Origin of the sequence: uncultured Parasphingopyxis sp., from assembly GCF_937129435.1 — a bacterium.
Taxonomy (GTDB): Bacteria; Pseudomonadota; Alphaproteobacteria; order Sphingomonadales; family Sphingomonadaceae; genus Parasphingopyxis.
Genome location: NZ_CAKZNF010000051.1, coordinates 1 through 24,913 on the forward strand (window position 1 = coordinate 1; position 24,913 = coordinate 24,913).

Sequence of the window (24,913 nt, forward strand, 5' to 3'; positions counted from 1 at the left end):
TGACGCAGGTCGAATTGCCGTGAATGCCCATCTTCTCTTCGATCGAGCCGCAGGAGACTGCGTTGCGATCGCCGAGCGAACCGTCGTCGTTGACCATGAACTTGGGCACGATGAACAGCGAGATGCCCTTCACGCTGTCGGGCGCATTCGGTGTCTTCGCCAACACGAGATGGATGATATTCTCGGTCAGGTCGTGCTCGCCCGAAGAGATGAAGATCTTTGTGCCGGTGATGGCATAGCTGCCATCGCCCTGCGGCTCGGCCTTGGTGCGGATGAGGCCGAGATCGGTCCCGCAATGCGGCTCGGTCAGGTTCATCGTGCCGCCCCATTTGCCGGCGACCATGTTGGGGACGTATTTGTCCTTCTGCTCCTGCGATCCCTTGGCCATGATCGCGGCCGTCGCGCCCATGGTGAGGCCGTTATACATGGCGAAGGCCATATTGGCGGAGATCATATACTCCTCGATCGCCTGGCCGATGACATGCGGCAGGCCCTGGCCGCCGAATTCCTCCGGCCCGGTCAGCGTCGACCAGCCGCCCTCGACGAACTGGTTATAGGCTTCCTTGAACCCGTCCGGCGTCGTAACCGAACCATCGTCGTGCCGCGTGCAGCCCTGTTCGTCGCCGATCTGGTTGAGCGGGAACAGCACTTCGCTGCAGAATTTGCCGCCTTCGGTCAGGATCGCGTCGACCATGTCGGTCGAGGCGTTTTCGAAGCCGGGAAGGTTTGAATAGCGATCGAGCCCGACAATGTGCTCGAGCACATACTGGCTGTCACGAACGGGGGCGGTGTAGCTGGGCATGGGGGATCCTGCTCCTTGCGTTTCTGTCTTGGCGGATTTCAGGCCTTGTCTTCGGCTTCAACCTTGTCGAGCACTTCGAGAAAGCCCTTCAGCTCCTCGATCGCCGAATCGATATCGGTCCGCTGCTCGCTGAGCGCGGCGATTCGCTCTTCGCACTTTTCGCGTGTCACGGCGCGCTGCTTCGTCCGGCCGTCGCCGAGGTCGTAGAGATCGATCATCTCGCGAATATCGGCCAGGCTGAAGCCCACCCGCTTGCCGCGGAGGATCCAGGCGAGCCGCGCCCGGTCGCGCTTGTGATAGACGCGCGTCATGCCATGACGTTCGGGCTGGATCAGCCCTTCGTCCTCGTAGAAGCGCAGCGCGCGCGGCGTCACGCCGAACTCGTCGGAGAGATCGGAAATGGTATAGGTTTCGCGATTATGCTCGTCGGGCGTTTCGATACCCGCATGGTTGAATTCGGTAGCCATCAACATCCCATAAGTTCCGTTCACGTTAACGTCAAGCTATGACGCTACGGCAGGGCCGTGGCTATTTGTTACCGTTCCGTGTCGATGCTTTCCAGAGCCCTCCCAGATACCCGTCGATAAAAGCAGCTTCGCTCGCCGGTATGGCAGACCGGCCCGGCCGGTTCGGCGATCAGCCAGACAGCATCCTGGTCGCAATCGATACGGATATCCCGCACAGCGAGCGTATTTCCAGACGTCTCGCCCTTTTTCCAGAGCTCCTGCCGGCTGCGCGACCAGAAATGCGCGACGCGGGTCTCGATCGTCCGGTCTAGCGCCTCACGGTTCATATGGGCGAGCATCAGAACGTCGCCGCTCGCGGCGTCCGTAACCACCGCCGTGATCAGGCCATTGGCGTCGAATTTCGGATCGAGGCTGTCGGTGTTTTCGCGGTCCATTGGCCCTGCTAGTGCGAACGGATAGCCTCGATCAACTCTTCCTTGTTCATTTCCGACCGCCCCTCGATGCCGATCTCCTGCGCTTCCTCGTAAAGCTCGTCCTTGGTCCGGTCCTCGAGCTTCGTGCCTTTCGCGTCGACCGAATCGTTGGCCTGCGCGTTGGCGATGCGGGCCGCCTTCTCTTTCGAGGCGCCCTGCTTGCGCAGCTCTTCATAGGTCTCGTCGTCCTTGATCTGCGTTCCATGGTCCTTGGCCATGACAATCTCCTTTCCTATATGCGCGCCAACGCATCAGGAGCCCCAAGGCTCCCCCGCGAAATTATGACAGGGGCGAGACAAAGCGGTTCCGCCTCCCTATATGGCGGGCGAACGCCGACCGATGCGCCGGAGCGAGCATGATCAGCACCAATCCGTTCGACACTTTCGATGCCGATGGCGACACGCTGCACGAGGAATGCGGCGTGTTTGGCGTTTGGGGCACCGAGACCGCCGCCGCGGCCGTGGCGCTCGGTCTTCACGCGCTCCAGCATCGCGGACAGGAAGCGGCCGGAATCACCAGCTTCGACGGCAAATGGTTCCACAGCCACCGCGCCGTCGGTCATGTCGCCGGCAATTTCGACGAGGACCGGATCATCCGCCAACTTCCCGGCGAAGCGGCCTGCGGTCATGTCCGTTATTCGACGACCGGCGAGAGCGGACTAAGGAACGTCCAGCCGCTCTATGCCGATCTGGCGACGGGCGGCTTTGCGGTCGCGCATAACGGCAATATCTCGAACGCAATGGCGCTGCGCCACGACCTCGTCAAACACGGCGCCATCTTCCAGTCCACCTCGGACACCGAAACGATTATCCACCTTGTCGCGACGTCCGAATACAAGCTGCTGCTCGACAAGTTCATCGACGCGCTGAAACAGGTCGAGGGCGCCTATTCGCTCGTCTGCCTGACGCCCGAGGGCATGATCGGCTGCCGCGACCCGCTCGGCATCCGCCCGCTCGTCATGGGAAAACTCGGCGACAGCTATATCTTCGCGTCCGAAACGGTCGCGCTCGATGTCGTCGGAGCGGAGTTCGTACGCCAGGTGGAGCCGGGCGAGCTCGTCGTCGTCAACGATACCGGTATCAAGTCCCACCGCCCCTTCGCCCCACACGCGCCGCGCCCCTGCATTTTCGAACATGTCTATTTCTCGCGCCCCGATTCGATCGTCGACGGCATCTCGGTCTATTCGGTGCGCAAGGAGATCGGCGCGCAGCTCGCCATCGAATCGCCGGTCGATGTCGATCTCGTCATCCCCGTACCCGACTCGGGCGTGCCCGCCGCGATCGGCTATGCCCAGCAATCGGGTATCCCCTTCGAGCTTGGTATCATCCGCTCGCATTATGTCGGCCGCACTTTCATCCAGCCCGGCGACAAGGTCCGCCATCTCGGCGTCAAGCTGAAGCACAATGCCAACAAGTCGCTGATCGAGGGCAAGAAGATCGTGCTGATCGACGATTCGATCGTGCGCGGAACGACGTCGACGAAGATAGTCGAGATGATGCGCGAAGCGGGCGCGAAGGAAGTCCATATGCGCATCGCCAGCCCGCCGACGACGCACAGCTGCTTTTACGGCGTCGACACGCCCGAGCGCGAAAAGCTGCTCGCCGCGAAAATGGATGTCGAGCATATGCGCGAATATATCGAGGCCGACAGCCTCGCCTTCCTCTCGATCGACGGCCTCTATCGCGCGATGGGCGAAGAAGGGCGCAATGACGCGCATCCGCAGCGCTGCGATGCCTGTTTCAGTGGCCAGTACCCGACCACGCTGACCGACCATGACGAAAAGGCCGGCAAGGCCGACCTTCCCCTCCTCGCCGAACGCGTCAAATGACCAAGCCTCTCGAAAACAAGCTCGCGCTGGTGACCGGTGCGAGCCGGGGGATCGGCGCGGCCACGGCGAAGGCACTGGCCGCAGCGGGTGCGCATGTGATCCTTGTCGCGCGCACGGCGGGCGGGCTCGAAGAGGTCGAGGACGCGATCCACGAAACCGGCGGCAGTGCCACCATCGCGCCGCTCGACATCGCCGACGGCGACAGCGTCGCGCGGCTCGCGGCAGCCGTGGGCGAACGCTGGGACGCGCTCGACATCCTCGTTCTCAACGCCGCGACGCTCGGTTCGCTGACCCCGCTCGTGCAGATCGATCCGAAGGAGCTGAGCCAGATCTTCACGCTCAACGTGCTGGCGCAGCAGGCGATGATCGCCGGATTCGATCCGATGCTGCGCAAGAGCGAGGCGGGCCGCCTGATCGCGCTGACATCGAGCGTCGGCCGCAATCCGCGTGCCTATTGGGGCGCCTACGGCGGTTCCAAGGCGGCTCTGGAGACGATGGTCACTTCCTATGGCGAGGAGGTGAAGAACCTGTCGTCCGTTCGTACGGCCATCGTCGACCCAGGCGCCACGGCAACGACCATGCGCGCCAACGCCTATCCGGGCGAGGATCCCGCGACGCTGAAATCCCCTGATGTCGTGGCCGACGCGATCGTCGGCCTCGTCACCGGCGATTTCGAGACGGGCCACCGGGTTCGCATTGAAGGCTGAGCACCGCCTGCCAATGGCAGTTTCGATCACCATCATCAGCGACACCCATCAGATGCACGAGGATCTCGTGCTGCCGGGCGGCGACATCCTCATCCATTGCGGCGATTTTCTCGAGCTATTCGATCGCGATGGGCCGGGACTCGGGCCTATGGACGAATGGTTCGGGCGGCAAAACTACCACCATGTTCTCGTCACCGGCGGCAATCATGACATTGCTTTGGAAAACGCATGGCAATTGGGCGTGAAATCATTCGAAAACGCGGAGCTTCTGATCGACGAAGAAGTCACCGTCAGCGGACTACGCATTTACGGCGCGCCATGGCTGCCCGACCTGCCGGGACACGCCTTTTATCTCGATGACGAGGGACTGCGCCGGAAATGGTCGGCCGTTCCGTCGGACGTCGACATCCTCATCACCCATGTCCCGCCCTTCGGCATCCTCGACCGGTCGAGCCGCGGCATGCAGTTCGGATGCGCCCATCTGCGGGACAACCTGCCGCGCATTGCGCCGCGATTGCACTGCTTCGGCCATGTCCATGCGAGCGCGGGCGAGATGCAGAGCGGCGCGACGCTCTTCGTCAACGCGAGTTCGGCGATCAGCGGCCAAAAGGCCGTCCGCCCGCCCTTCACGATCGAGATGGCGCCGCGCTAGAGCAGCTTTTCGATATCGCGTCGCAATTGCTCGGGCTTGGTCGCCGAGCCGTGGCGGGAGACGACATTGCCTTCCCGATCGACGAGGAACTTGGTGAAGTTCCACTTGATCGCCTTGGAACCCAGCACCCCCGATTGCTGCGCCTTGAGATGATTCCAGAGCGGATCGGCATCGCTGCCATTGACCTCGACCTTTCCCAGCACCGGAAACGTCACGTCGTAGGTCAGCGTGCAGAAACTCGCGATCTCTTCGGCATCGCCCGGCTCCTGATGGCCAAACTGGTTGCACGGGAAGCCCAGCACCTCGAACCCCTTGTCGGCATAGTCGCGGTGCAGCGCCTCCAGCCCTTCATATTGCGGCGTAAACCCGCATTTCGACGCGGTGTTGACGATCAGCAGCACCTTGCCGGCATAGGCCGAGAGGTCGAGATCGCTGCCATCGGCGGCTTTCACGGTGAAATCGGTGACCTTCATCTACTTTCTCCCTATGCGCTCAGGCCGAGCCTGTCGAAGCCTCCACCGTGGCGCTTGCACCCTTCGACGAGCTCGGGGTCAGCGCAAGTGGACGCTATTGCAGCCGCCCTTCGTGCAATCGGACCATGCGATCCGTCTTTGCAGCGAGACGCTCATTGTGGGTCGCGATCAACGCCGCGCTTCCCTCCTCGCGAACCAGCGACAGGAACTCGCCGAGCACGACATCGGCCGTTGCCTCGTCGAGATTGCCGGTGGGTTCGTCTGCCAGCACCAGCGCCGGACGGTTGGCCAGCGCGCGTGCCACGGCCACGCGCTGCTGTTCGCCACCCGACAGCGCCGAGGGACGGTGGTCCAGACGGTGGCCGAGGCCGAGCCGGTCGAGCAATTCGGATGCGCGTGCCTCGGCCGCGTCGGTTTCGGTCCCGTAGATCAGCTGCGGAATGACGACATTCTCGCGCGCTGAGAAATCGGGCAGCAAATGGTGGAACTGATAGACGAAGCCCATATGCTCGCGCCGCACGGTAGTACGCGCATCGCCGTTCATCTCGACGACCTGCACGCCGTCAATCTCGATCGACCCGCCGAAGCCGCCTTCGAGCAGCCCCACCGCCTGCAGCATCGTCGACTTGCCCGATCCCGACGGGCCGAGCAGCGAGACGATCTCGCCCTTGCCGATGTCGAGATCGACGCCGCGCAGCACGTCGATGGTGACGCCGCCCTGTTCGAAGCTGCGCGTGAGTTCGCGGACGGAAAGCACGCGGTCACTCATAACGCAGCACCTCGACCGGATCGGTCCCCGCCGCCTTGAACGCCGGGTAGAGGGTGAAAATGAAGGCCGAACCCAGCGCCAGCGCGACGATGCCGAGCACCTCAAACGGGTCGGTGCGCGCGGGCAGCTCGGTGATGAAACGGATCGACGGGTCCCAGAGTTCGGCGCCGGTAACGGTCTGGACGAAACCCACCACCTGTTGCCGGAAACGCAGCAGCAAGAAGCCGAGGATCAGGCCGGCAATCGTCCCGAGCGCGCTCGTCGTCATGCCGATGGTCAGGAAAATCCGCATGATGCCCCGCCGCGTCATCCCCATCGTCCGCATGATGGCGATGTCGCGCCGTTTCGCGCGCACCAGCATTATGAGCGAGGAGAGGATGTTGAACACGGCGACGAGGATGATCAAGGACAGCACCCAGAACATGACGACGCGCTCGACCGCCAGCGCATCGAAGAGCTGGCTGTTCATCCGCCGCCAGTCGGTGAGTTCGGCCCGCCCGGCAACGGCAGCCTCGATCGGCGCCAGGATCTCACCGACATTTTCCGGATCGGTCGTATCGATCTCGATCATGCCGACATCGTCGTCGAGCATCAGCAACGTCTGCGCATCGCCCATCGGCATCAGCACGAACGCCTTGTCGAAATCGTAGATGCCGATCTCGAAAATCGCCGCGACGGTATAGGATACGATGCGGGGGACGGTGCCGAATGGCGTCGAGCGGCCCTGCGGCGAGATCAGCGCAATTTCGCCCCCAGGCACCGCGCCCAGCGTCGTCGCGAGGCGAGAGCCGATGGCAACGCTGTTCGATCCCGGCTGTAGCCGGCTCATGTCGCCGGCGACGATGTTCGAATTGATCGTTTCGTTGGCGCGAATATCCTCGATCTGCATTCCCCGCACGAGCACGCCCTCGACGCGGCCGTCATAGCTCGCCATCAGCGGCTGTTCGATCAGCGGGGTCGCGGACACGACGCCAGGCGTCTCGCGCGTCTGTTCGAGGATTTCCTCCCAGTCCGGAAGGCGGCCGCCATAGCCCTGCACGACCGCATGGCCGTTCAGCCCCACGATCTTGTCGAACAGGTCGGCGCGAAAGCCGTTCATCACGCTCATGACGACGACGAGCGCCATCACGCCGAGCATCACGGCGACGAGGCTGATCGACGCGACGACGAAAATGAACCGCTCGCCCTTGCCGGGGAGCAGATAGCGCTTGGCGATCATCCGCTCGGAGCGGGAAAGGATCACGCGAGCTTCTCCAACGCGGCTTCGGCGCTGAGTTCTTCGCGGTCGCCGGTGGCACGGTTCTTGAGTTCGACGACGCCGTTCTTTATGCCGCGCGGGCCGATCACGAGCTGCCAGGGCAGGCCGATCAGATCCATCGTCGCGAACTTGGCACCGCCGCGTTCGTCGCGATCGTCGTAAAGCACCTCGACCCCGGCGGCCTCCAGCTTCGCATAGAGATCGTCGGCCGCCGCCGCGCACGCATCATCATCGACGCGCATATTGATGAGGCCCACCTTGAACGGCGCCACGGGCTCGGGCCAGACGATGCCGTCATCGTCGTGACTCGCCTCGATGATCGCGCCGACGAGCCGCGATACGCCGATGCCGTAACTGCCGCCCACAGGCGTCACCATCTCGCCATCCGGTCCGGGCAGCTTGAAATCGAGCGGCTTCGAATATTTGTCGCCGAAGTAAAAGATGTGCCCCACCTCGATCCCGCGCGATCGCCGCAGGTCGTCGCCGAGCGCGGCCTCGGCCGCCTCGTCGCGCTTTTCGTCGGTCGCGGCGTAATCGGCCGTCATCGCATCGACGAAGACCTGCAAAGCCTCGGTGTCGTCCGCATCGACCGCATAATCCTCGGCCGAGCGCGCCTCCTCCCAGCTCTTGTGGAAGAAGACCTCGCTCTCGCCCGACGGCGCGAGGATGATGAATTCATGGCTGAGATCGCCGCCGATCGGCCCGGTATCGGCCTGCATCGGAATCGCCCGCAATCCCATCCGCGCAAAGGTGCGCAGATAGGCCGCGAACATGCGGTTGTAGCTGACCCGCGCGCCCGCCTCGTCCAGGTCGAAGCTGTAAGCATCCTTCATCAGGAACTCGCGCCCGCGCATCACGCCGAAGCGCGGGCGGATCTCGTCGCGGAACTTCCACTGGATATGGTAGAGGATGCGCGGAAGGTCGCGATAGCTGTTCGACGCATTCCTGAAGATCGCGGTCAGCATGTCCTCGTTCGTCGGGCCGTAGAGCAGATCGCGATCCTGCCGGTCCGTAATCCGTAGCATTTCAGGGCCATAGGCGTCGTAGCGGCCGGTATCGCGCCAGTAATCGGCCGACTGGATCGTCGGCATCAGCATCTCGATCGCTCCGGCCCGGTCCTGCTCCTCGCGGACGATCTGCTCGATCTTTCTGAGGACGCGATGGCCCATCGGCAGCCAAGCATAGATGCCCGCCGAGGTTTGCCGCACCAGCCCGGCGCGCAGCATCAGCTTGTGGCTGACGATCTGCGCATCGGCCGGCGGCTCCTTGGTCACGGGAAGAAAATAGCGGGAAAGGCGCATCGAAAGCGGGTCCATCAAAGGCAACAATCCGCGCGTCTCTAGGCGGCGCCGGTGGCCACGGCAACCATTTGCGGGCCCCCTCCCCCTGTTGCGCGATTCCCACAGCTTCCAACATATTGAAGCATAAGGACCGGAAAGCCGGTGACATTCGGACCGGCGCGACATAGCAACACTCCCACGAAACACGAGTCACAGGCCGTGGTTCAGGGAGGTTTCCCGCGCAGCGTCCGCATCGGGGGATTGCAGGAGGCGCGACGAGGAAACCAACCAAGGGGGCTGACGAACGTTCGTCACGCATTGTGCCCGGGTCGAAAGGCCCGGGCACTTGCTTTTTGGGGCTCCGGACAATGACGCAACGCGCTATCCGCCCGGACGGCGCCGATGTCTTCTACGGCGTCAAACGGCGGATCACGGCATTCCACGCATAGCCGCGGTAAAGTGGCGCGAAATCCGCGCGCAGGCCTTCATTTTCCGCGGCAAGACTCTCGACCGCTTCTCGCAAGTCGCCGCGCGGCTCGACATGGAAGCGCGCCAACCAAGCAAACAGTATCGCGCGAAACGCGCGCGGCAATCGCTCCTGTTGGCCGAAATCGACGATATGCGCTGCACCACCGGGGGCCAACACCACAGGCAGATGCGCGATTGCCATTCGCCAGGGCGGAGTCATCGAGAGCGTGTAGCTCATGAACGCCCGGTCGAAGCGCGCGAAGCCGAAGGCGCGCGCGGGATCGAAGCGCGCGGCATCGCCCTGCGCCAGCACGATCTGCCCGTCGAGACCGGCGCGCGCGATTTTCGCCCGGGCCGTGGCCAGCATCTCTTCGGAAATGTCGAGCCCGTAAAGCCGCGCCTTCGGATAGCGGCGCGCGGCCAGGATCAGATTGCGCCCTGTACCGCAGCCGATCTCGACAACGCTGCCCCCCTCCGGCGGATCGAGATCCGCAATCAGCCGGTCGCGGCCCAGCAGATAATATTTGCGCGTGATGTCGTAGAAGTGCCGCTGATAGCGATAGACGGCGTCCATCTGCCCCGCATGGCCGGCAGCCGTTTCAGCCTTTGCGGACATAGAGGTGGACGCCTCCATAGATGGACGATCGATCGCGCGCGGTGAGATCGGCCGATGCTTCGGCGCGATAGTCCCAAAGATCGAGGTTGGCATCCGGCACCCGCCCGGGGAGCAAAGTCGGTTCGGCGGCGGTCCGGAACAGCACGCGCGATCCCGGCTTCGCGGTGCGCGTGATCTCCCCCCACAGCGCGGTCAGTTGCGCGTCGGTCATCCAGTCCTGCGCGTCGAGCAGCACATAGCGATCGAGGCTCGCATCGGGCTGTCCGGCCAGATGTTCGCCGTAATTGGCGTGATGGATCGCGATGCGGTCGAGCCGCGCGACGACGTCTTCATAATGCGCCTCCTGCAGATAGGGTGGCAGCGGGGCCGTTTCGCCCTTGCCATAGCCCCTGCCAAAGGCCTGCCAGGCGAAATAATTGTCGGCATAATCGAAATCGCAGGCGAGCTTTTCTAGCCGACGCCGCAACACCGATGACATGCCCCCGGGATCGCCGCCGACCAGCGCTTCATATTGCGCCGGCGGGATGCCCAGGCCGAACAGCGAGGCGGGCTGATCGGTCAGCCAGCGCACGAACTTCTTGTCGAAGATTGGCGAGAGCTTCTCTTCGAACAGCCGCCGTTGCTCCTCGCGCGTTTCGGCGGCAAGCATATCACGCGGATCGACGCCGTAGAGACGGGCAACGAGATGCGCCGCAGTGATGAAGCGGCCGAGCAGACCCCGCCGGTAGAAATGCCGTGCGAAGCCACCGATGCGGCGGCGGCCGAGCGCATCGCGGCCTTCCCAGTAGCGGCGCGTTGCCGCGTCGAGATGCGGCGCGACGTGATCTCGATAGGCGGCGAGGTTTTCCTTCGCACCGGCTTCGGCGAAAAAGCGGCGAAAATGTTCGTAATCGGGGAGGTGCCGGGCTGCGGCGAGCTTGAGCCGCATTAGCGCGACATGGGCGGGATTGAGATCGACCGCGACGATTTCGGCCGGATCGGCGGTCAGGTAGCTCATCGCGTTGCAGCCGCCCGACGCGATGGTGATCATCCGCGAATCGGCTTGCAGTTGCAGCGCCTCGAGATCGACGACCGGATCTTCCCATATCTGCGCGTAGACGAGGCCGCGAAAGGCGAAAGTGAAAGCCCGTTCGAGCAACCCCTGGCGAGACAGATGGCGATGCTGATGAACGGCATTGCGAACGGCGCCATTGCGGGCGGAGCGGCGGAAGGGCGCGGGAGCAACAAGCGACGAAACGGCCATTGCGGGTCTCCTTTCGCCGCCTTTAGGCGATCGCGGTGACGCGAAAATTGCAGCGATGTTGCAGGGATAAGACGGGGGTTCCGCCCCGCCTTTCGTCGAAGCGCCATTGCCGAGCCGCTTGCGCTATGTCAGGCGCAAAAGAAAAAAGTCCGGAGAGTGACATGGCTGAAGGGATAGAGGCCGAGCCCGGCGTGCTCGAAGAGCGCGTATTGGTCGCCGAAACACCCGCCCGCGCGCAAGGCCGCCGCGTGCCGTTGCTGAGCAAATTCGCCTATGGCGTCGGATCGATCGCCTACGGGATCAAGGATCAGGGGTTCAAATATTTCCTGCTGCTCTTCTACGCGCAGGTAGTGGGTCTCGATGCCCGGCTCGTCTCGCTCGCCATCCTCATCGCGCTGATCGCCGATGCGTTCAGCGATCCGATCGTCGGCTATTGGTCGGACAATCTCCGATCGAAATGGGGCCGCCGCCACCCCTTCATGTACGCTGCCGCCATCCCGATCGTCGTCACCTATTATTTCCTCTGGGTGCCGCCGGAGGGGCTGAGCCAGACCCAGCTTTTCTGGTATGTCGTGCTGCTCTCGATCCTGATCCGCACGATCATCACCTTTTACGAAACGCCCGGCGCCGCGCTCGCCGCCGAACTGACACAGGATTACAACGAACGGTCCTCGCTTCTCGGCTGGCGCTATTATTTCGGCTGGTCAGGCGGCAACATCATGACCGTCGTCAGCTTCTCGCTGATTTTCCCCGTTTTCGCGACGGCCTCGATCGACAACGGCCAGTTCAACCCCGATGCTTATCGCGTCTACGCGCTGATCGCCTGCGCCATCATCTTCTGCTCGATCATGGTCTCCGCGCTCGGCACGCACCGGCACATCAAGGATTTGCCCAAAGCGCCGCCCAAACGCCATCTGACGCTCGGCGTCATATTTCGCGAGATCGGGGAGACGTTCAAGACGCGGTCTTTCGCCGCCCTCTTCATCGCCTCCTTGCTAGGCTATATCGCCAGCGGGCTCGGCGCCGGCCTCGCCTTCTATTTCTCGACATTCTTCTGGGGGTTCAGCCCCCAACAGATCGGGATGATCACCGCAGGCGTGTTCCTGTCGGCGCTGATCGGTGCGCCGATCGCGGCGATCGCCAGCCGGACGATGGGAAAGAAGCGCGGCGCGATCATCATCGGCCTCATCGCCTTTATCGGCTCGCCGCTGCCGATCTTTCTGCGGCTGATCGGGGTGATGCCGGAAAATGGCGATCCGATCCTGTTTCCGTTGATCTTCGCGGCGGTCACGATCGATGTCGCGCTGATCATCTGCTACCAGATCCTCGCCGCTTCGATGATCGCCGATCTCGTCGAAGAAGCCGAACTCCGCACACATCGCCGCTCCGAAGGCCTGTTCTTCGCCGCCGCGACCTTCATGCGCAAATGGGGTGAAGGCTTCGGCATCGTCGTCGCCGGCTTCGTCATTTCCACGGTCGGCCTCGCCACGGGTGCGCAGCAGGGCCAGGTGCCCGATGTCACGCTGTTCGATCTCGGCGTGACCTATATTCCGATCTATCTCGGGCTCTATCTCGCAATGATCGGCTGCATCACATTCTACAAGCTCGACAAGACCGAGCATGAGGAGAATTTAAGGCGGCTCGACGAGCGGAAAATCGCGCAGCCGGCGGAGTAGGTTTATCGTCTGAGTTTCACCGGAGCGAAATCATTCGCCCATCGCGGCGATATCCCATAGCGCTTCGGCGTCGAGGATCCGGATCTTCCCCTGGTCGAGCTCGATCAGCCCCGAATCGGCCCAGGCCGATAGCTGCCGGTTGATGTTCTCGCGGCTGATGCCGACGAAATTGCCGAGCTCGCCCTGGCTGATCGATATTCTGAGCTGCTGGCTCGCCGCCTCGGCATCGGTCAGGCGCTGCAGATAGCGGGCAAGGCGCGGGCCTGCGGAAAAGGCACGGTCGCTTTCCACCGTGGAATTCATTTGCCGCAGCCGGCGCGCCATTTCCTGCAGCATACGAAAGAGCACCATCGGATGGCGGATCAGAAACCGTTCCGCCGCATCACGCGACAGCCGCATGATGCTGCCATCTTCGACCATCGTAACGGTGGCCGTCCTGTCTCCGCCGTCGAGCAGTGCGATCTCGCCGACAATCGTACCAGGCTCCAGATAATCGAGCACGATTTCACGTCCGTTGGATGACACCAGATTGATGCGCGCCGTACCTGTTATCAGCACCACCGCCGAATCGCCCGGCTCGCCCTGATGCATCAGCACCTTCTTCTTGGGCGCGAATTCGACCTGGCTTGTCGAAAGCAGATCGTCGAGTTCTTCCGGTTCGCACGCCGCGAGCAGCGAGCCTTTGGGCAAAATCGCCAGCAAATCCTGCGCGCGCATTTTCTCGATCGCCATAATGCCCCTCGCCTTTCCTGTTGTCCGAACCGGCGCGACGCGACTCCGTGCGCGTCAGACCAGCCGGGACTGTTTTACAGCCGCTTCGATGAAGCTGGCAAATAGCGGATGCGGATCGAAGGGGCGCGATTTCAGCTCGGGGTGGAACTGGACGCCGACAAACCAGTCGTGATCGGGCCGTTCGACGATCTCTGGGAGCTGGCCGTCGGGCGACATGCCGGAAAAGACGAGTCCGCCTTTCTCCAGCGGTTCCACGTAATGCGTGTTGACCTCGTAGCGGTGGCGGTGCCGTTCGCTAATCGTCGTCTTGCCGTAGATCGAGGCGACACGGCTGTTGCCATCGAGCTTGGCCTCATAGGCGCCCAATCGCATCGTGCCGCCCAGATCGCCGCCTTCCTCGCGCTTCTGGATACCCTCTTCGCTCATCCATTCGGTGATCAGGCCGACCACGGGCTCCGGCGTCTCACCGAATTCGGTCGACGATGCGCCTTCGATCCCGGCGGCGCGGGCCTCTTCGATACAGGCCATCTGCATCCCGAAGCAGATGCCGAAATAAGGGACGTTGCGTTCGCGCGCAAAGCGGACAGCCGCGATCTTTCCCTCCGCACCGCGTTCGCCGAACGCGCCGGGGACCAGGATCGCATGCATCGGCTCGAGCTGCGAAGCGAGTTCGCTGTCATCGCCTTCGAACACCTCGGCATCGATCCATTTGATATGGACTTTCACCCGGTTGGCGATGCCGCCATGGACGAGCGCTTCGTTGAGCGACTTGTAGGCATCCTGCAGCCCGACATATTTGCCGACGACGCCGATCGTGACTTCGCCCTCGGGGTTTTCGAGAGCGTCGTTGATGTCCTCCCATTTCGTCAGGTCCGGCGCCGCCGCGCCTTCGATCCCGAACGCCTTGAGCACCTCGTCGTCGAGTCCGACGGCATGATAGGTCAGTGGCACGGCATAGATGCTTGATGCGTCGAGCGCCGGGATGACAGCGCTTTTCCGCACGTTGCAGAAGGCGGCGATCTTCGCGCGCTCGCTGTCGGGTAGCGGATGCTCGCAGCGGCAGACCAGCACTTCGGGCTGGATGCCGAGCGATGTCAGTTCGCGCACGCTGTGCTGGGTCGGCTTGGTTTTCAGTTCGCCCGCCGCGGCGATATAGGGCACCAGCGTCGTATGCACCGAGATCGACTGGCCGCGCCCCAGCTCGTTCCTGAGCTGCCGGATCGCCTCCATAAACGGCAGGCTCTCGATATCGCCAACGGTGCCGCCGATCTCGCAGATGACGAAATCGAGATCGCCGAGATCGGCCTTGGCGAAATCCTTGATCGCGTCGGTGACGTGCGGGATCACCTGCACGGTCGCGCCGAGATAGTCGCCGCGCCGTTCCTTGGTGATGATCGTCTGGTAGATGCGGCCCGAAGTGACGTTGTCGCTCTGATGCGCCGACACGCCTGTGAACCGCTCATAGTGACCAAGGTCGAGATCGGTTTCGGCCCCGTCATCGGTGACGTAGACCTCGCCATGCTGATAGGGCGACATCGTCCCCGGATCGACGTTCAGATAGGGATCGAACTTGCGGATGCGGACCTTGTAGCCGCGCGCCTGCAGCAGCGCCGCGAGCGATGCCGCCATGAGACCCTTGCCAAGCGATGAGACCACGCCGCCGGTGATGAAAATGAACCGCGCCATGGGAGGATAGCCTTAGGCGTGCTTTCCGATTCTGGGCAAGCCGGGAAATGCCTGCGGCTGTGATTTATGTGGAGGATTGAGCTTGGGGGTGCGGGCCGGTGCGGCGCTCGACCGACAGGTCGAGTCTGACAAACAATCAGCGCCTATTCCCCTTCGCCCGAATCGCTGCCGAGCGAGCTCAGGATGTCGTCATCGCCGACCGGGTCGGTCGCCGGCGCGGCGTCATCCGCCGGGGCAACCGGAGCCGCCCCCGCATCGCCTTCGGCTGGCGCGACCAGGCTCGTGTCGATCGACGACCCGCGCTGCTGCTGCGTCGCAAGCCCGGCAAGCGCGATGCTCAGGCCGACGAACAGGATTGCCATGAACGCCGTCGCCCGCGTCAGGAAATCGGCCTGCCCGCGCGCCGTCATCAAGCCGGAGCTCGATCCGCCGACCCCCAACCCGCCCCCTTCGGAGCGCTGCATCAGGATCAGCGTGACCAGAACGACGGCGACGACCGCCTGCACGACGAGGAGAAAGGTGAAAAGCATGGCTGTTGTCTCGTTAAATCGCGGCGGCAATCCCGCCGCCCTGTTCGGCGCGCGAGATAGCGATTTGGTGCGGTTTGTTCAAGCGAGGCTCGTTGGGACGATCCTTTGGCAGCAACTGATCACGCATATGCCGCAAATTTCTCGTCCATGGGTTTCGCAATTCTTCTTACCTTGATGTTCTTCGCCGCCGCCTGCGTACGAGCGAGGTCGTGAGAAGACTGCATACGCAGCAGCGTCTTTGCAGATACACGAAACGCCTTTTCGAAGCGGATCGCCATTTCAGGAGAAAGCGCCGACTTCCCGTTCAACAAATTGCTGAGTGCGACGCGCGTTACTCCAAGACGCTCGGCACACTCGGCCTGAGTCAGGCCATAGGGCTCTACGAAATTGCGGCGAAGCCAAGGTCCAGGATGAACCACGATGCTTTTGTGAAGCTTGATAGCCATCAGTGGTAACCTCCAAATTGAGGTCGCCGATCGTTTCATCGTCGACCGTAGAGAAAGCCAGCCGCCTCGATAATCGGCACGAACTTGTCGGCGCTCAGGCTTGCGCCGCCGACCAGCCCGCCATCGACATGGTCGACCGCCAGCAGCTCACCTGCATTGTCGCCGTTCATCGACCCACCGTAGAGGATGCGAATCCCGTCGGCCTCACCGGCGACGAGTTCGCTCAGCTTGGCGCGGATCGCGGCGTGCATCGCGGCGACGTCGTCCATCGTCGGGATGCGGCCGGTGCCGATGGCCCAGACGGGTTCGTAGGCGATCACCGTGTTCGCCGCCGTCGCATCGGGCGGCAGCGAGCCTTCGACTTGCCCCGTCACCACGCTTTCCGCCTCGCCCGCATCGCGCTGTTCCTCGGTTTCGCCGACGCAGATGATCGCGGTCAGGGCATGGCGGTGCGCGGCCTCAGCCTTGCCGCGCACATCGGCATCGGTCTCGCCCTGATCGGCCCGCCGCTCGCTATGGCCGACGATGGTGCATTTCGCGCCCGCCTCGGCCAGCATCGGCGCGGCGAGGCAGCCGGTATGCGCACCGCGGTCCTCGGCATGGCAATCCTGCGCACCGATGGTCAGGCCCGGCACCCGCTGCACCGCCGGCGCGATCAGTGTCGCGGGCGGGCAGATCGCGACATCGACATCGGGATGCGCCTCGGCCGCATTGGCGATCTCGTCCAGCTCGCGCAGGTGATCGAGATGCCCGTTCATCTTCCAGTTGCCGGCGATCAGCTTGCGGCGCGTCATAAATCCACCCTTCCGTTCAATCGGTTCGGCCGCGCTGATAGCGTGCACCCCTGCCCCTGCCAATCGTCCGCCCTTCGCCCAGCTCTTCGCCTCGCTCTTCGCAACGCCGCTTGAAGGGGCGCGGGCACATCCCTAAAGCAACGCGAAACTTTCCCTTCAGGGCGCGGCATCCATGATTCAGTTCTTCCGAAACCTCTTCTCGTCGAAAATCGGTGCGGTCTTCGCGCTGCTCTTCGTCGTGCTGATCTTCTTCGCCTTCGCGCTGGCCGATATCAACGCGCCGGGCGGCATGTTCTCGAGCACCAACGCGATCGCCACGGTCGGCGATCAGGAGATCACCGAGGAACAGATCACCGACCGCCTCAACCAGCGGCTGCAGGCGATCCGGCAGCAGCAGCCCGGCGTCGACATGAACATCCTCGTCCAGCAGGGCGAGCTCGACAATCTGATCGACACCTATGCGCGCATCTTCGCGATGCGGCAGTTCGCCGAGGATAACGGGCTCGTCTTCACCAAGGCGCTTGTCGACGCGGCCATCGCATCCGACCCCAATTTTCGCGGACTGACGGGCGAATTCGACGAGACCGCCTTCCGCCAGATCTTGGCCGCGCGCGGTATTACCGAAGCCAATGTGCGCGAAGACCTGACGTTCCAGCTGGTCGAGCGGCTGGTGCTGAGGCCGATCCAGTCCGGTTTCGTCACGGCCGCCGCGGCCCGCCCGATCGCTGAACTGTTCCTCGAACGGCGTCGCGGCCGTATCGCGGCGGTGCCGGCCGAAGCGATGCCCGAAGGCGATCCGCCGACGGCCGAACAGCTGCAGCGCTATTATAACGACAATATCGATCGTTATACGCTGCCCGAACGGCGCGCGGTGCGTTACGCCGCATTCGATCTCTCGAACGTCGACGTGCCCGATCCGACCGAAGAACAGGTCCGCGCATATTATCGCGAGAACCAGGACGAATATGGCGGCACCCAGACGCGGACGCTGTATCAGGTCATCCTTCCGAGCGAGGGAGAGGCCAACGCCTTCTACCGCGCCGTCAACGGCGGCACGGATTTCGCCGCTGCAGCGCAGGAACGCGGCTTTTCGTCCTCGGCGATCACGGTCAGCAACGTGACGCAGGAGGTCTATGCCCGCCAGTCCGACGAAGCCGTGGCGCGCGCCGCATTTGGCGCGGACGAGGGCGCGCTGGTCCGGCCCGTCGAATCGGACCTTGGGTGGCACGTCGTCAGGGTCAACACGATCACGACACGCGATGCGACGCCGCTGGCCGCCGTGCGCCCCGAAATCACGCAGGCACTGCGCGAGGAATTGTCGCAGCAGGCCTTGGCCGAATTCTATCTCGAGATCGAAAACGCGATCGAGGATGGTGCTTCCTTTGAAGAAGTGGTGGAAGCCAAGGGGCTTCAGGTCCGCAACAGCCCGCTCGTCACCCCCGGCGGCGTTTCGCCGACACGCCCCGACTACCGACCCGATCCGGAACTCGGCCCCGTGCTCCAGCTCGCCTTCCAGATGGACGAGGACGACGATCCCGAGCTCGTCGCGATCACGCAGGACGAACGCTTCGCGCTCGTCGATGTGACGCAGGTCGCGCAGACGGGTCCGCAGCCGCTGCAACGCATCCGGGAGATCGTCTCGGCGCAATATATCGCCGAGCGCGCCAACCGCCGGGCCCGCCGCGTCGCCGACGGGATCGTCGAGAAGGTCAATGACGGCACGCCGCTGACCGAAGCGATGGCCGAGGCCGGGGTAACGCTGCCGCCGCCCGAACAGGTGGCGATGAGCCGCGCGCAACTGCTGCAGATGGGCGAGAACATTCCCGCCCCGCTCGAACTGCTGTTTCAGATGGCGACCGATACGGCGAAACTCATCCGGCTGCCGCAGGATCGTGGCTGGTTCATCGTCATCCTCGACGAGATCATCGCCAGCGACGAGGAATTGCCCGACGGCCTGATCGAACAGACGCGCGAGGAATTCGCGACGATTACCGGCAACGAATATGCGCAGCAGTTCGTCAATGCCGTGCTCGCCGATTACCCGCTGACGCGCGACGAGGCGGCGATCGAGGCGCTCGGCGCGAGACTGACCGGCCGCGCGCCCTGATATGAGCGCCTTGTGACATGAATTGGCGCGCCGAAGCCATTGCGGCGCTTGAAGCGGGCCGGTCGACGGCGATCTGGCGGCGCCAGCTCGCCGATCTCGACACACCGATCGCGGCGGCATTGAAGCTGTTCGAGGCGGATCGCGGCGATTTCATCCTGGAGTCGGTCGAGGGCGGCAATGTGCGCGGCCGCTACAGCTATATCGGTCTTGCACCCGATCTCGTCTTTCGCGCCACCGGCGACCGGCCGGCGATCAACCGCAATTGGCTGAACGACCGGGACGATTTTGTGGATATCCCCGGGGGCAGTATCGCCGCGCTGCGTGCACTGGCCGCCGAATGCCGGTTCGACATGCCCGAAGGCCTCCCCTCCTCGCTCGCCTGTCTCGTCGGCTATTTCGGCTATGAAACGGTCGGACTGGTGGAAAAGCTGCCGCGCCCTGCCGAAAACCCGCTCGAACTTCCCGACATGATGTTCGTGCGGCCGACGCTGATCCTGATTTTCGACAGGCTGGCGGACGAACTCCACTTCGTCGCCCCGCTCTGGGCCAAAGATGGGGACGAATCTGTGGATAAGATCGTGGACGACGCGGTGGAACGGATGGAGGCCGCCGCAGCCCGGCTCGCCCAGCCCTATCTGCCGCGTCATGATTTCGCGCCGTCCGGATCAAATACTACCGATGGCCCTGAGCTTGTCGAAGGGCTGCTTTCTTCCAGGGACAAGAAAGAAGGACAGGGCTTCGACACGCCCGGCCCGAACGGATCATTCAAGCCCGGACTCTCTTCCGAACGCTACCGCGAGATGGTCCTTGCCGCGAAGGAATATATTGCGGCCGGCGACATCTTTCAGGTCGTGCTGGCGCAGCGTTTCACGCGCCCCTTCCCGCTCCCGCCCGTCGATCTCTACCGCGCGCTGAGGCGCATCAACCCCTCCCCCTTCCTCTACTATCTCGACCTGCCCGGCTTCGCGCTGATCGGTTCGTCGCCCGAAATCCTCGTCCGCGCACGCAATGGCGAAGTGACAATCCGCCCGATCGCCGGCACCCGCCCGCGAGGAGCGACGGCGAGCGAGGACGCCGCCAACCGCGAAAGCCTGCTCACCGACCCCAAGGAGCGCGCCGAGCATCTGATGCTGCTCGATCTCGGTCGCAACGATGTCGGCCGCGTCGCCGAAGCGGGCAGCGTCACGGTCACCGACAGCTACACCGTCGAAATGTACAGCCATGTCATGCACATCGTCTCGAACGTCGTCGGCGCGCTTTCGCCCGAATATGACGCACTCGACGCCCTGTTCGCGGGCTTCCCGGCCGGCACGGTCTCCGGCGCGCCCAAGGTCCGCGCCTGCGAGATCATCGCCGAACTCGAGCCCGAAACGCGCGGCGCCTATGCCGGCGGCGTCGGCTATTTCTCGCCCGATGGATCGATGGACAGTTGCATCGTGCTTCGAACCGCGGTGGTGAAGGACGGCGAAATGCACGTGCAAGCCGGCGCCGGCATCGTCGCCGACAGCGACCCGGCCTATGAGCAGCGCGAATGCGAGGCGAAGGCGGGCGCGCTATTTGCTGCGGCCAGGGAAGCGGTGGAACGAGCGGACGAGCCTGGCTTCGGACAGTAACGTCCATCGGCATATAACGACATTTGTCGAAATGGCGTTGCTTCGATCCGGGACGGCGGTGATGACACGCCGACCGCCACATCCGGGGAGAAATTTCGTCATGGCACGCCTGTTACCGGCCCTTTTCCTTGCCTTTTTCATGCACGCCGCCGCCATTGCCCAGGACTGGCAGCCGCGAGACATTGCCGACAGCGTCGCGGCGCAGATCGAAGAGAATTACTTCGACGAGGCAAAGGCGACGGAAGTCGCTGGCGTCGTGCGGCAGCAGGCAAGCGGCGGAGCCTATGACGGCATCACCGATCCGTTTCGTCTGGCAAGCGCGCTCACCGAGACGATCGCCCCCTATGATGGCCATTTCCGCGTGACGTGGTCGCCGCCCGACGAGGCGATCGATGGCGACGATGCTCGCGGCCGCGAACTTTACAGCTTTCCCGACATGATCCGCCGCAACGGCAACGGCTTCCGGCGGGTTTCGAGTCTGCCCGCCAATATCGGCTATATCGAGATGTCCAATTTCGCGAATATCGACTTCGGCGATCCGAACGACCCCGTCCGCCAGTCCGCCGATGCCGCGCTGGCACTCGTTTCCGAGGCGGACGCCGTCATCATCGATCTGCGCGACAATGGCGGCGGTGCGCCGAGCATGGTCGGCTATCTGACGAGCGCCTTCACCCCGCCTGACGCCGACATCTACAATGTCTTCATCGGTCGCGGTCCCGATCAAAGCGAAGCGCCGGAGATATTCTATCCCCACCCGCGGCTCGAAATACCCCTCTACGTCCTCATCAGTGCAAGGACTGGCTCGGCCGCCGAAGCCTTTGCCTACACGGTCAAGAATGCAGGCCGCGCAACCGTGATCGGTGAAGCGAGCGCGGGAGCGGCCAATCCCGGCGGATTAGTCGATGCCGGCAATGGTTTTGCCGTATTCGTTTCATTCGGCGCACCGCGCAGCCCGGTGACGGGCACCAATTGGGAGGGCGACGGCGTGGCGCCGGACGTCCAGGTCCCCGCCAACGAAGCTCTGACTACGGCGCAGCGCATGGCGCTCGATCGCCTCGCCCGATCTTCCGATGCGGCATACCGCCAAGCCATTGCATGGGCGCGGGAATCGCTCGACCAACCTGTCCCGGCTACCGGTCTTGCAGCCTATTCGGGGACCTTCGGGCCTTACAGTTTCGAAGCGGCGGACAATGTCCTGCACCTGTCGCAAGGCCGCCGCCCGGTGCTCACGCTGTTGCCGCTTGGCGACGACACATTCTTCCGGTCCGACGACCCGCTCGTCCGCTACCACTTCATCCGGTCGGACGGTTCGATCGAGGCGGTGGAATCGATGAATGCCCGGGGCACGGTGACGCGGCACGACCGCAGCGAATAGAAAAAGGCCCCGGCGCGTTTTCGCTCCGGGGCCTGATCTTGGGTCGGCGCTGTTCCTACCAGATCCGCACGCGCTCTTCCGGCGGAATGTACATCGCATCGTCCGGGCCGACATCGAACGCTTCGTACCAGGCGTCGATATTCGGGACGACACCATTGGTCCGATATTCGCCCGGGCTGTGCGGATCGGTGAGGAGCCGCTCGCGCAGCGCGTTGTCGCGGATCAGCCCGCGCCACACCTGCGCCCAGGCGAGGAAGAAGCGCTGGTCGCCGGTCAGGCCGTCGATCACCGGCGGCTCGCCATGTTCGGCGACGTACCGGCGATAGGCGCCATAGGCCATTTCGAGCCCGCCCAGATCGCCGATATTCTCGCCCATCGTCAGCGAACCGTTGATGTTGACGCCGGGGATCGGCTCGTAGCTGTCATATTGCGCGCCGAGGCGGCCGGAGCGTTCCTCGAACTGCGCTGCCGTCGCTTCGCTCCACCAGTCGCGGAAGACGCCGGACCCGTCGAACTGCCGGCCCTGATCGTCGAAGCCGTGGCCGATCTCATGCCCGATCACGCCGCCGATGGCGCCGTAATTGACCGCCGGATCGGCATTCGGATCGAAGAAGGGCGGCTGCAGGATCGCGGCCGGGAAGGTGATCTGGTTGAGCAGCGGATTGTAATAGGCGTTCACCGTCTGCGGGTTCATGCCCCACAGGCCGCGATCGACCGGATCGGGCAGCCGTTCCAGATCGAGATCGAAGGCGAACTGACGCGCCCGCATCACATTGCCGAGCAGATCGCCGCGATCGATTTCGAGGCTGCTGTAATCGATCCATTCTTCCGGATGGCCGATCCGCGGTTCGAAGGCGGTGAGCTTGCGGAGCGCCTCGGTGCGGGTCGCCTCGTCCATCCAGTCGCTATTCTCGATCCGCTCGTGCAGCGATGCGCGCAGGTTCGCGATCAGCTCGGTCATCTGCCGCTCGGCCTCGGGCGGATAGTGGCGCTGGACATAAATCTGCCCGATCGCCTCGCCCATATTGTTGTTGACCAGCTCGACACCGCGCTTCCAGCGATCGCGCTGTTCGGGCGTGTCGCGCAGCGTCGCGGTGAAGAAGTTGAAGTTTGCCTGGTCGAACGCCTGCGGCAGATAGGGCGCGTTGTCGCTGAGGAAATGGAAGGTCAGATATTCCTTCCATGTGTCGAGCGGCACGCTCTCCAGCAGTTCCCCCGCTGCCGTGATGGCGGTTGTTTCGGCGGCGATGATCGTACCGACTTCGCCAAAGCCCATGCCGGCAAGCCAGTCGGTCCAGTCGAACTGCGGCGCAAGTTCGGCCAGCTGGTCGCGGTTCATCGGGTTCATGATCTGCTGCATGTCGCGCTGGCGGGCCGGTTCCCACTGGGTTTCCGCCAATTGCGTTTCGAGTGCGATGATGCGGTCGGCGCGGCCAGCCGGATCGTCGAGACCGGCAAGCTCCGAAATCTGAACGATGTAATCGCGATAGGCCGAGCGGAAGGCGTCATATTCCTCGCCCTCTTCGAGATAATAGTCTCGGTTCGGCATACCGAGACCGGCCTGGCCGGCGGCCGCGATCCACTGGGTCGGATCGGCCGGATTGGGCAGCACGCCGACACCCACGGGCGAAGCGTAGCCCACGGTCCCGAACAGTTCGAGCAGGCCGTCGCGATCGCTCACTGCGGCGATGCGATCGAGATAGGGCTGCGCGGGCGCAAGGCCGCGCGCTTCGATCGCGTCGGTGTCCATCCAGGAGGCGTAGAAATCGCCGACCTTCTGCCCCATCGGGCCGGCGCTGGCCGGATCGGCGGCGAGATCGTTGAGGATGTCGTGCACCTGCTGCTCGGAGCGTTCGCGCAGGATGTCGAACGAACCGTAGCGCGAGCGATCGCCCGGCATCTCGGTGTTCGCCATCCAGGTGCCGCCGGCATATTCGTAAAAATCGTCGCCCGGATCGACCGACATGTCGCGGGCATCGAGATCGACGCCCCAGGCGCCGATTTCGGCATGGTCTGCAGATGCCTCGGCGGATGCGGCTTCTTCGTGATGGTCGGCAAGTGCAGGCGATGCCGTGGCAATGGCAAGCAGCGAGGCGGCGGCGGACAACAGGATCGAACGGGTGGTCATCATATACTCCCAAGATGATGAGAAATCGTTGCAAATGCGACGGATATTCCCGGCTATGACTGTCTTACTAACGCCGAACAGTGGCCTTCTGCAAGCCGCCCTTCCGCTTCGGCGAACGACCGGGCTTGGCCTGCCCCGCGCCGCCGGATAAAGCCGTTCGCATGATCCTCGTCGTCGACAATTATGACAGCTTCACCTGGAACCTCGTTCACTATCTGCGCGAGCTGGGGGCCGAGGTGCGGGTCGAACGCAACGATGCGATCAGTGCCAGCGCAGCGTTGGCAAGTGAGGCTCAGGCTTTCCTGATCTCTCCCGGCCCCTGCACGCCGAACGAGGCCGGGATCAGCCTCGATCTCGTCGCCGCCTGCGCCGAAGCGAAACGGCCCCTGCTCGGCGTGTGCCTCGGCCATCAGGCGATCGGACAGCATTTCGGCGGCAAGGTCGTCCGTGGGGGTCTGATGCACGGCAAGACCTCTCCGGTCGAACATGACGGCAGCGGCGTCTTCGCCTCGATCCCCTCGCCTTTTGCCGCGACACGCTATCACTCGCTGATCGTCCCGGCGGACGGCTTGCCCGGCAGTCTGCTGATCAATGCGCGCGGACCCGACGGAACGGTGATGGGCTTTCGCCATCGCGAACTGCCGATCCACGGCGTCCAGTTCCACCCCGAAAGCATCGCCACCGAGCATGGTCACAAATTGCTGGCAAACTTCATGACGCTCGCGGGAATGAAGGCGAAGGCCAGCGCCTGATTCTTCCTCTCCTGCCTGCGGGACGGGAAAAGGCTGGC

The 24,913-nt window shown here is 63.5% G+C and carries 24 protein-coding genes; 8 read left to right on the top strand and 16 right to left on the bottom strand.

Annotation, left to right across the window (positions count from 1 at the left end; genetic code table 11):
* The 4 genes from Q0139_RS09010 to Q0139_RS09025 form a co-directional block, all read right to left on the bottom strand.
* Window positions 1-802: acyl-CoA dehydrogenase family protein (locus Q0139_RS09010; protein ID WP_298020418.1), on the bottom strand; the 802-nt coding region annotated here is incomplete at its 3' end.
* A 38-nt stretch (window positions 803-840) separates the two neighbouring features.
* Window positions 841-1,269, bottom strand: a complete 429-nt coding sequence (locus Q0139_RS09015; protein WP_298020421.1) for a MerR family DNA-binding transcriptional regulator — start codon at window positions 1,267-1,269, stop codon at window positions 841-843.
* A 68-nt stretch (window positions 1,270-1,337) separates the two neighbouring features.
* Window positions 1,338-1,703, bottom strand: a complete 366-nt coding sequence (hisI, locus tag Q0139_RS09020) for a phosphoribosyl-AMP cyclohydrolase (protein WP_298020424.1) — start codon at window positions 1,701-1,703, stop codon at window positions 1,338-1,340.
* A gap of 8 nt (window positions 1,704-1,711) precedes the next feature.
* The gene (locus tag Q0139_RS09025; RefSeq protein ID WP_298020427.1) at window positions 1,712-1,960 is read right to left on the bottom strand and encodes a Rho termination factor N-terminal domain-containing protein; all 249 of its coding nucleotides are present in this window, start codon (window positions 1,958-1,960) and stop codon (window positions 1,712-1,714) included.
* Window positions 1,961-2,097: 137 nt separating this feature from the next.
* On the opposite strand from Q0139_RS09025, the gene purF reads away from it, so the two are divergent.
* The 3 genes from purF to Q0139_RS09040 are packed head-to-tail and all read left to right on the top strand — an operon-like array spanning window position 2,098 to window position 4,929.
* Window positions 2,098-3,570: an amidophosphoribosyltransferase gene (purF, locus tag Q0139_RS09030; protein ID WP_298020430.1), complete on the top strand. Its 1,473-nt coding sequence runs from the start codon at window positions 2,098-2,100 to the stop codon at window positions 3,568-3,570.
* A complete protein-coding gene (locus Q0139_RS09035; RefSeq protein ID WP_298020432.1) occupies window positions 3,567-4,277 on the top strand; it encodes an SDR family NAD(P)-dependent oxidoreductase in 711 nt (236 codons plus the stop codon). Before purF ends, Q0139_RS09035 begins: the two co-directional genes overlap by 4 nt.
* 13 nt (window positions 4,278-4,290) lie before the next feature.
* Window positions 4,291-4,929, top strand: a complete 639-nt coding sequence (locus tag Q0139_RS09040; RefSeq protein WP_298020435.1) for a metallophosphatase domain-containing protein — start codon at window positions 4,291-4,293, stop codon at window positions 4,927-4,929.
* Here Q0139_RS09040 and Q0139_RS09045 read toward each other — a convergent pair.
* From Q0139_RS09045 to Q0139_RS09070, 6 genes are all read right to left on the bottom strand, one after another.
* Window positions 4,926-5,402, bottom strand: coding sequence for a glutathione peroxidase (locus Q0139_RS09045; RefSeq protein WP_298020438.1), 477 nt, complete (start codon window positions 5,400-5,402; stop codon window positions 4,926-4,928). The genes Q0139_RS09040 and Q0139_RS09045 overlap by 4 nt on opposite strands.
* A 94-nt stretch (window positions 5,403-5,496) precedes the next feature.
* Window positions 5,497-6,171, bottom strand: coding sequence for an ABC transporter ATP-binding protein (locus tag Q0139_RS09050; protein ID WP_298020441.1), 675 nt, complete (start codon window positions 6,169-6,171; stop codon window positions 5,497-5,499).
* The gene (locus Q0139_RS09055) at window positions 6,164-7,414 is read right to left on the bottom strand and encodes a lipoprotein-releasing ABC transporter permease subunit (RefSeq protein ID WP_298020444.1); all 1,251 of its coding nucleotides are present in this window, start codon (window positions 7,412-7,414) and stop codon (window positions 6,164-6,166) included. Before Q0139_RS09055 ends, Q0139_RS09050 begins: the two co-directional genes overlap by 8 nt.
* Window positions 7,411-8,730 carry a proline--tRNA ligase gene (gene proS, locus Q0139_RS09060; RefSeq protein WP_298020447.1) on the bottom strand — a complete coding sequence of 440 codons (1,320 nt, stop codon included), beginning with the start codon at window positions 8,728-8,730 and terminating at the stop codon, window positions 7,411-7,413. The genes Q0139_RS09055 and proS overlap by 4 nt, the downstream gene beginning before the upstream one ends.
* Before the next feature lie 388 nt (window positions 8,731-9,118).
* Window positions 9,119-9,793, bottom strand: coding sequence for a class I SAM-dependent methyltransferase (locus tag Q0139_RS09065; protein ID WP_298020451.1), 675 nt, complete (start codon window positions 9,791-9,793; stop codon window positions 9,119-9,121).
* Complete coding sequence (locus Q0139_RS09070; protein WP_298020453.1) at window positions 9,777-11,036, bottom strand: DUF3419 family protein; 1,260 nt, start codon at window positions 11,034-11,036, stop codon at window positions 9,777-9,779. Before Q0139_RS09070 ends, Q0139_RS09065 begins: the two co-directional genes overlap by 17 nt.
* Before the next feature lie 161 nt (window positions 11,037-11,197).
* Here Q0139_RS09070 and Q0139_RS09075 point away from each other — a divergent pair, with 161 nt between their 5' ends.
* Entirely contained in the window at window positions 11,198-12,712 is a 1,515-nt protein-coding gene (locus tag Q0139_RS09075; RefSeq protein ID WP_298020456.1) for an MFS transporter, read from the top strand.
* A gap of 30 nt (window positions 12,713-12,742) precedes the next feature.
* Here Q0139_RS09075 and Q0139_RS09080 read toward each other — a convergent pair whose 3' ends face one another.
* From Q0139_RS09080 to tpiA, 5 genes are all read right to left on the bottom strand, one after another.
* Window positions 12,743-13,444, bottom strand: coding sequence for a Crp/Fnr family transcriptional regulator (locus tag Q0139_RS09080; protein WP_298020460.1), 702 nt, complete (start codon window positions 13,442-13,444; stop codon window positions 12,743-12,745).
* Between the two features lie 54 nt (window positions 13,445-13,498).
* Window positions 13,499-15,130 carry a CTP synthase gene (locus Q0139_RS09085; protein WP_298020463.1) on the bottom strand — a complete coding sequence of 544 codons (1,632 nt, stop codon included), beginning with the start codon at window positions 15,128-15,130 and terminating at the stop codon, window positions 13,499-13,501.
* Window positions 15,131-15,273: 143 nt separating this feature from the next.
* The gene (gene secG / locus Q0139_RS09090) at window positions 15,274-15,660 is read right to left on the bottom strand and encodes a preprotein translocase subunit SecG (RefSeq protein ID WP_298020466.1); all 387 of its coding nucleotides are present in this window, start codon (window positions 15,658-15,660) and stop codon (window positions 15,274-15,276) included.
* A gap of 119 nt (window positions 15,661-15,779) precedes the next feature.
* On the bottom strand, window positions 15,780-16,106 hold the full coding sequence (locus Q0139_RS09095) for a HigA family addiction module antitoxin (RefSeq protein WP_298020470.1): 327 nt from the start codon (window positions 16,104-16,106) through the stop codon (window positions 15,780-15,782).
* Between the two features lie 35 nt (window positions 16,107-16,141).
* Entirely contained in the window at window positions 16,142-16,900 is a 759-nt protein-coding gene (gene tpiA / locus Q0139_RS09100; RefSeq protein WP_298020472.1) for a triose-phosphate isomerase, read from the bottom strand.
* 172 nt (window positions 16,901-17,072) lie between these two features.
* Between tpiA and Q0139_RS09105 the strand changes: the two genes are divergently transcribed.
* From Q0139_RS09105 to Q0139_RS09115, 3 genes are all read left to right on the top strand, one after another.
* Entirely contained in the window at window positions 17,073-19,007 is a 1,935-nt protein-coding gene (locus Q0139_RS09105) for a peptidylprolyl isomerase (protein ID WP_298020475.1), read from the top strand.
* Between the two features lie 17 nt (window positions 19,008-19,024).
* Window positions 19,025-20,620: an anthranilate synthase component I family protein gene (locus Q0139_RS09110; RefSeq protein WP_298020478.1), complete on the top strand. Its 1,596-nt coding sequence runs from the start codon at window positions 19,025-19,027 to the stop codon at window positions 20,618-20,620.
* A 100-nt stretch (window positions 20,621-20,720) separates the two neighbouring features.
* Entirely contained in the window at window positions 20,721-21,995 is a 1,275-nt protein-coding gene (locus tag Q0139_RS09115) for a S41 family peptidase (RefSeq protein ID WP_298020481.1), read from the top strand.
* 55 nt (window positions 21,996-22,050) lie between these two features.
* Here Q0139_RS09115 and Q0139_RS09120 read toward each other — a convergent pair whose 3' ends face one another.
* A complete protein-coding gene (locus tag Q0139_RS09120; protein WP_298020484.1) occupies window positions 22,051-24,123 on the bottom strand; it encodes a M13 family metallopeptidase in 2,073 nt (690 codons plus the stop codon).
* A gap of 161 nt (window positions 24,124-24,284) precedes the next feature.
* On the opposite strand from Q0139_RS09120, the gene Q0139_RS09125 reads away from it, so the two are divergent.
* Complete coding sequence (locus Q0139_RS09125) at window positions 24,285-24,875, top strand: aminodeoxychorismate/anthranilate synthase component II (RefSeq protein ID WP_298020487.1); 591 nt, start codon at window positions 24,285-24,287, stop codon at window positions 24,873-24,875.
* The last annotated feature ends 38 nt before the right edge of the window (window positions 24,876-24,913 follow it).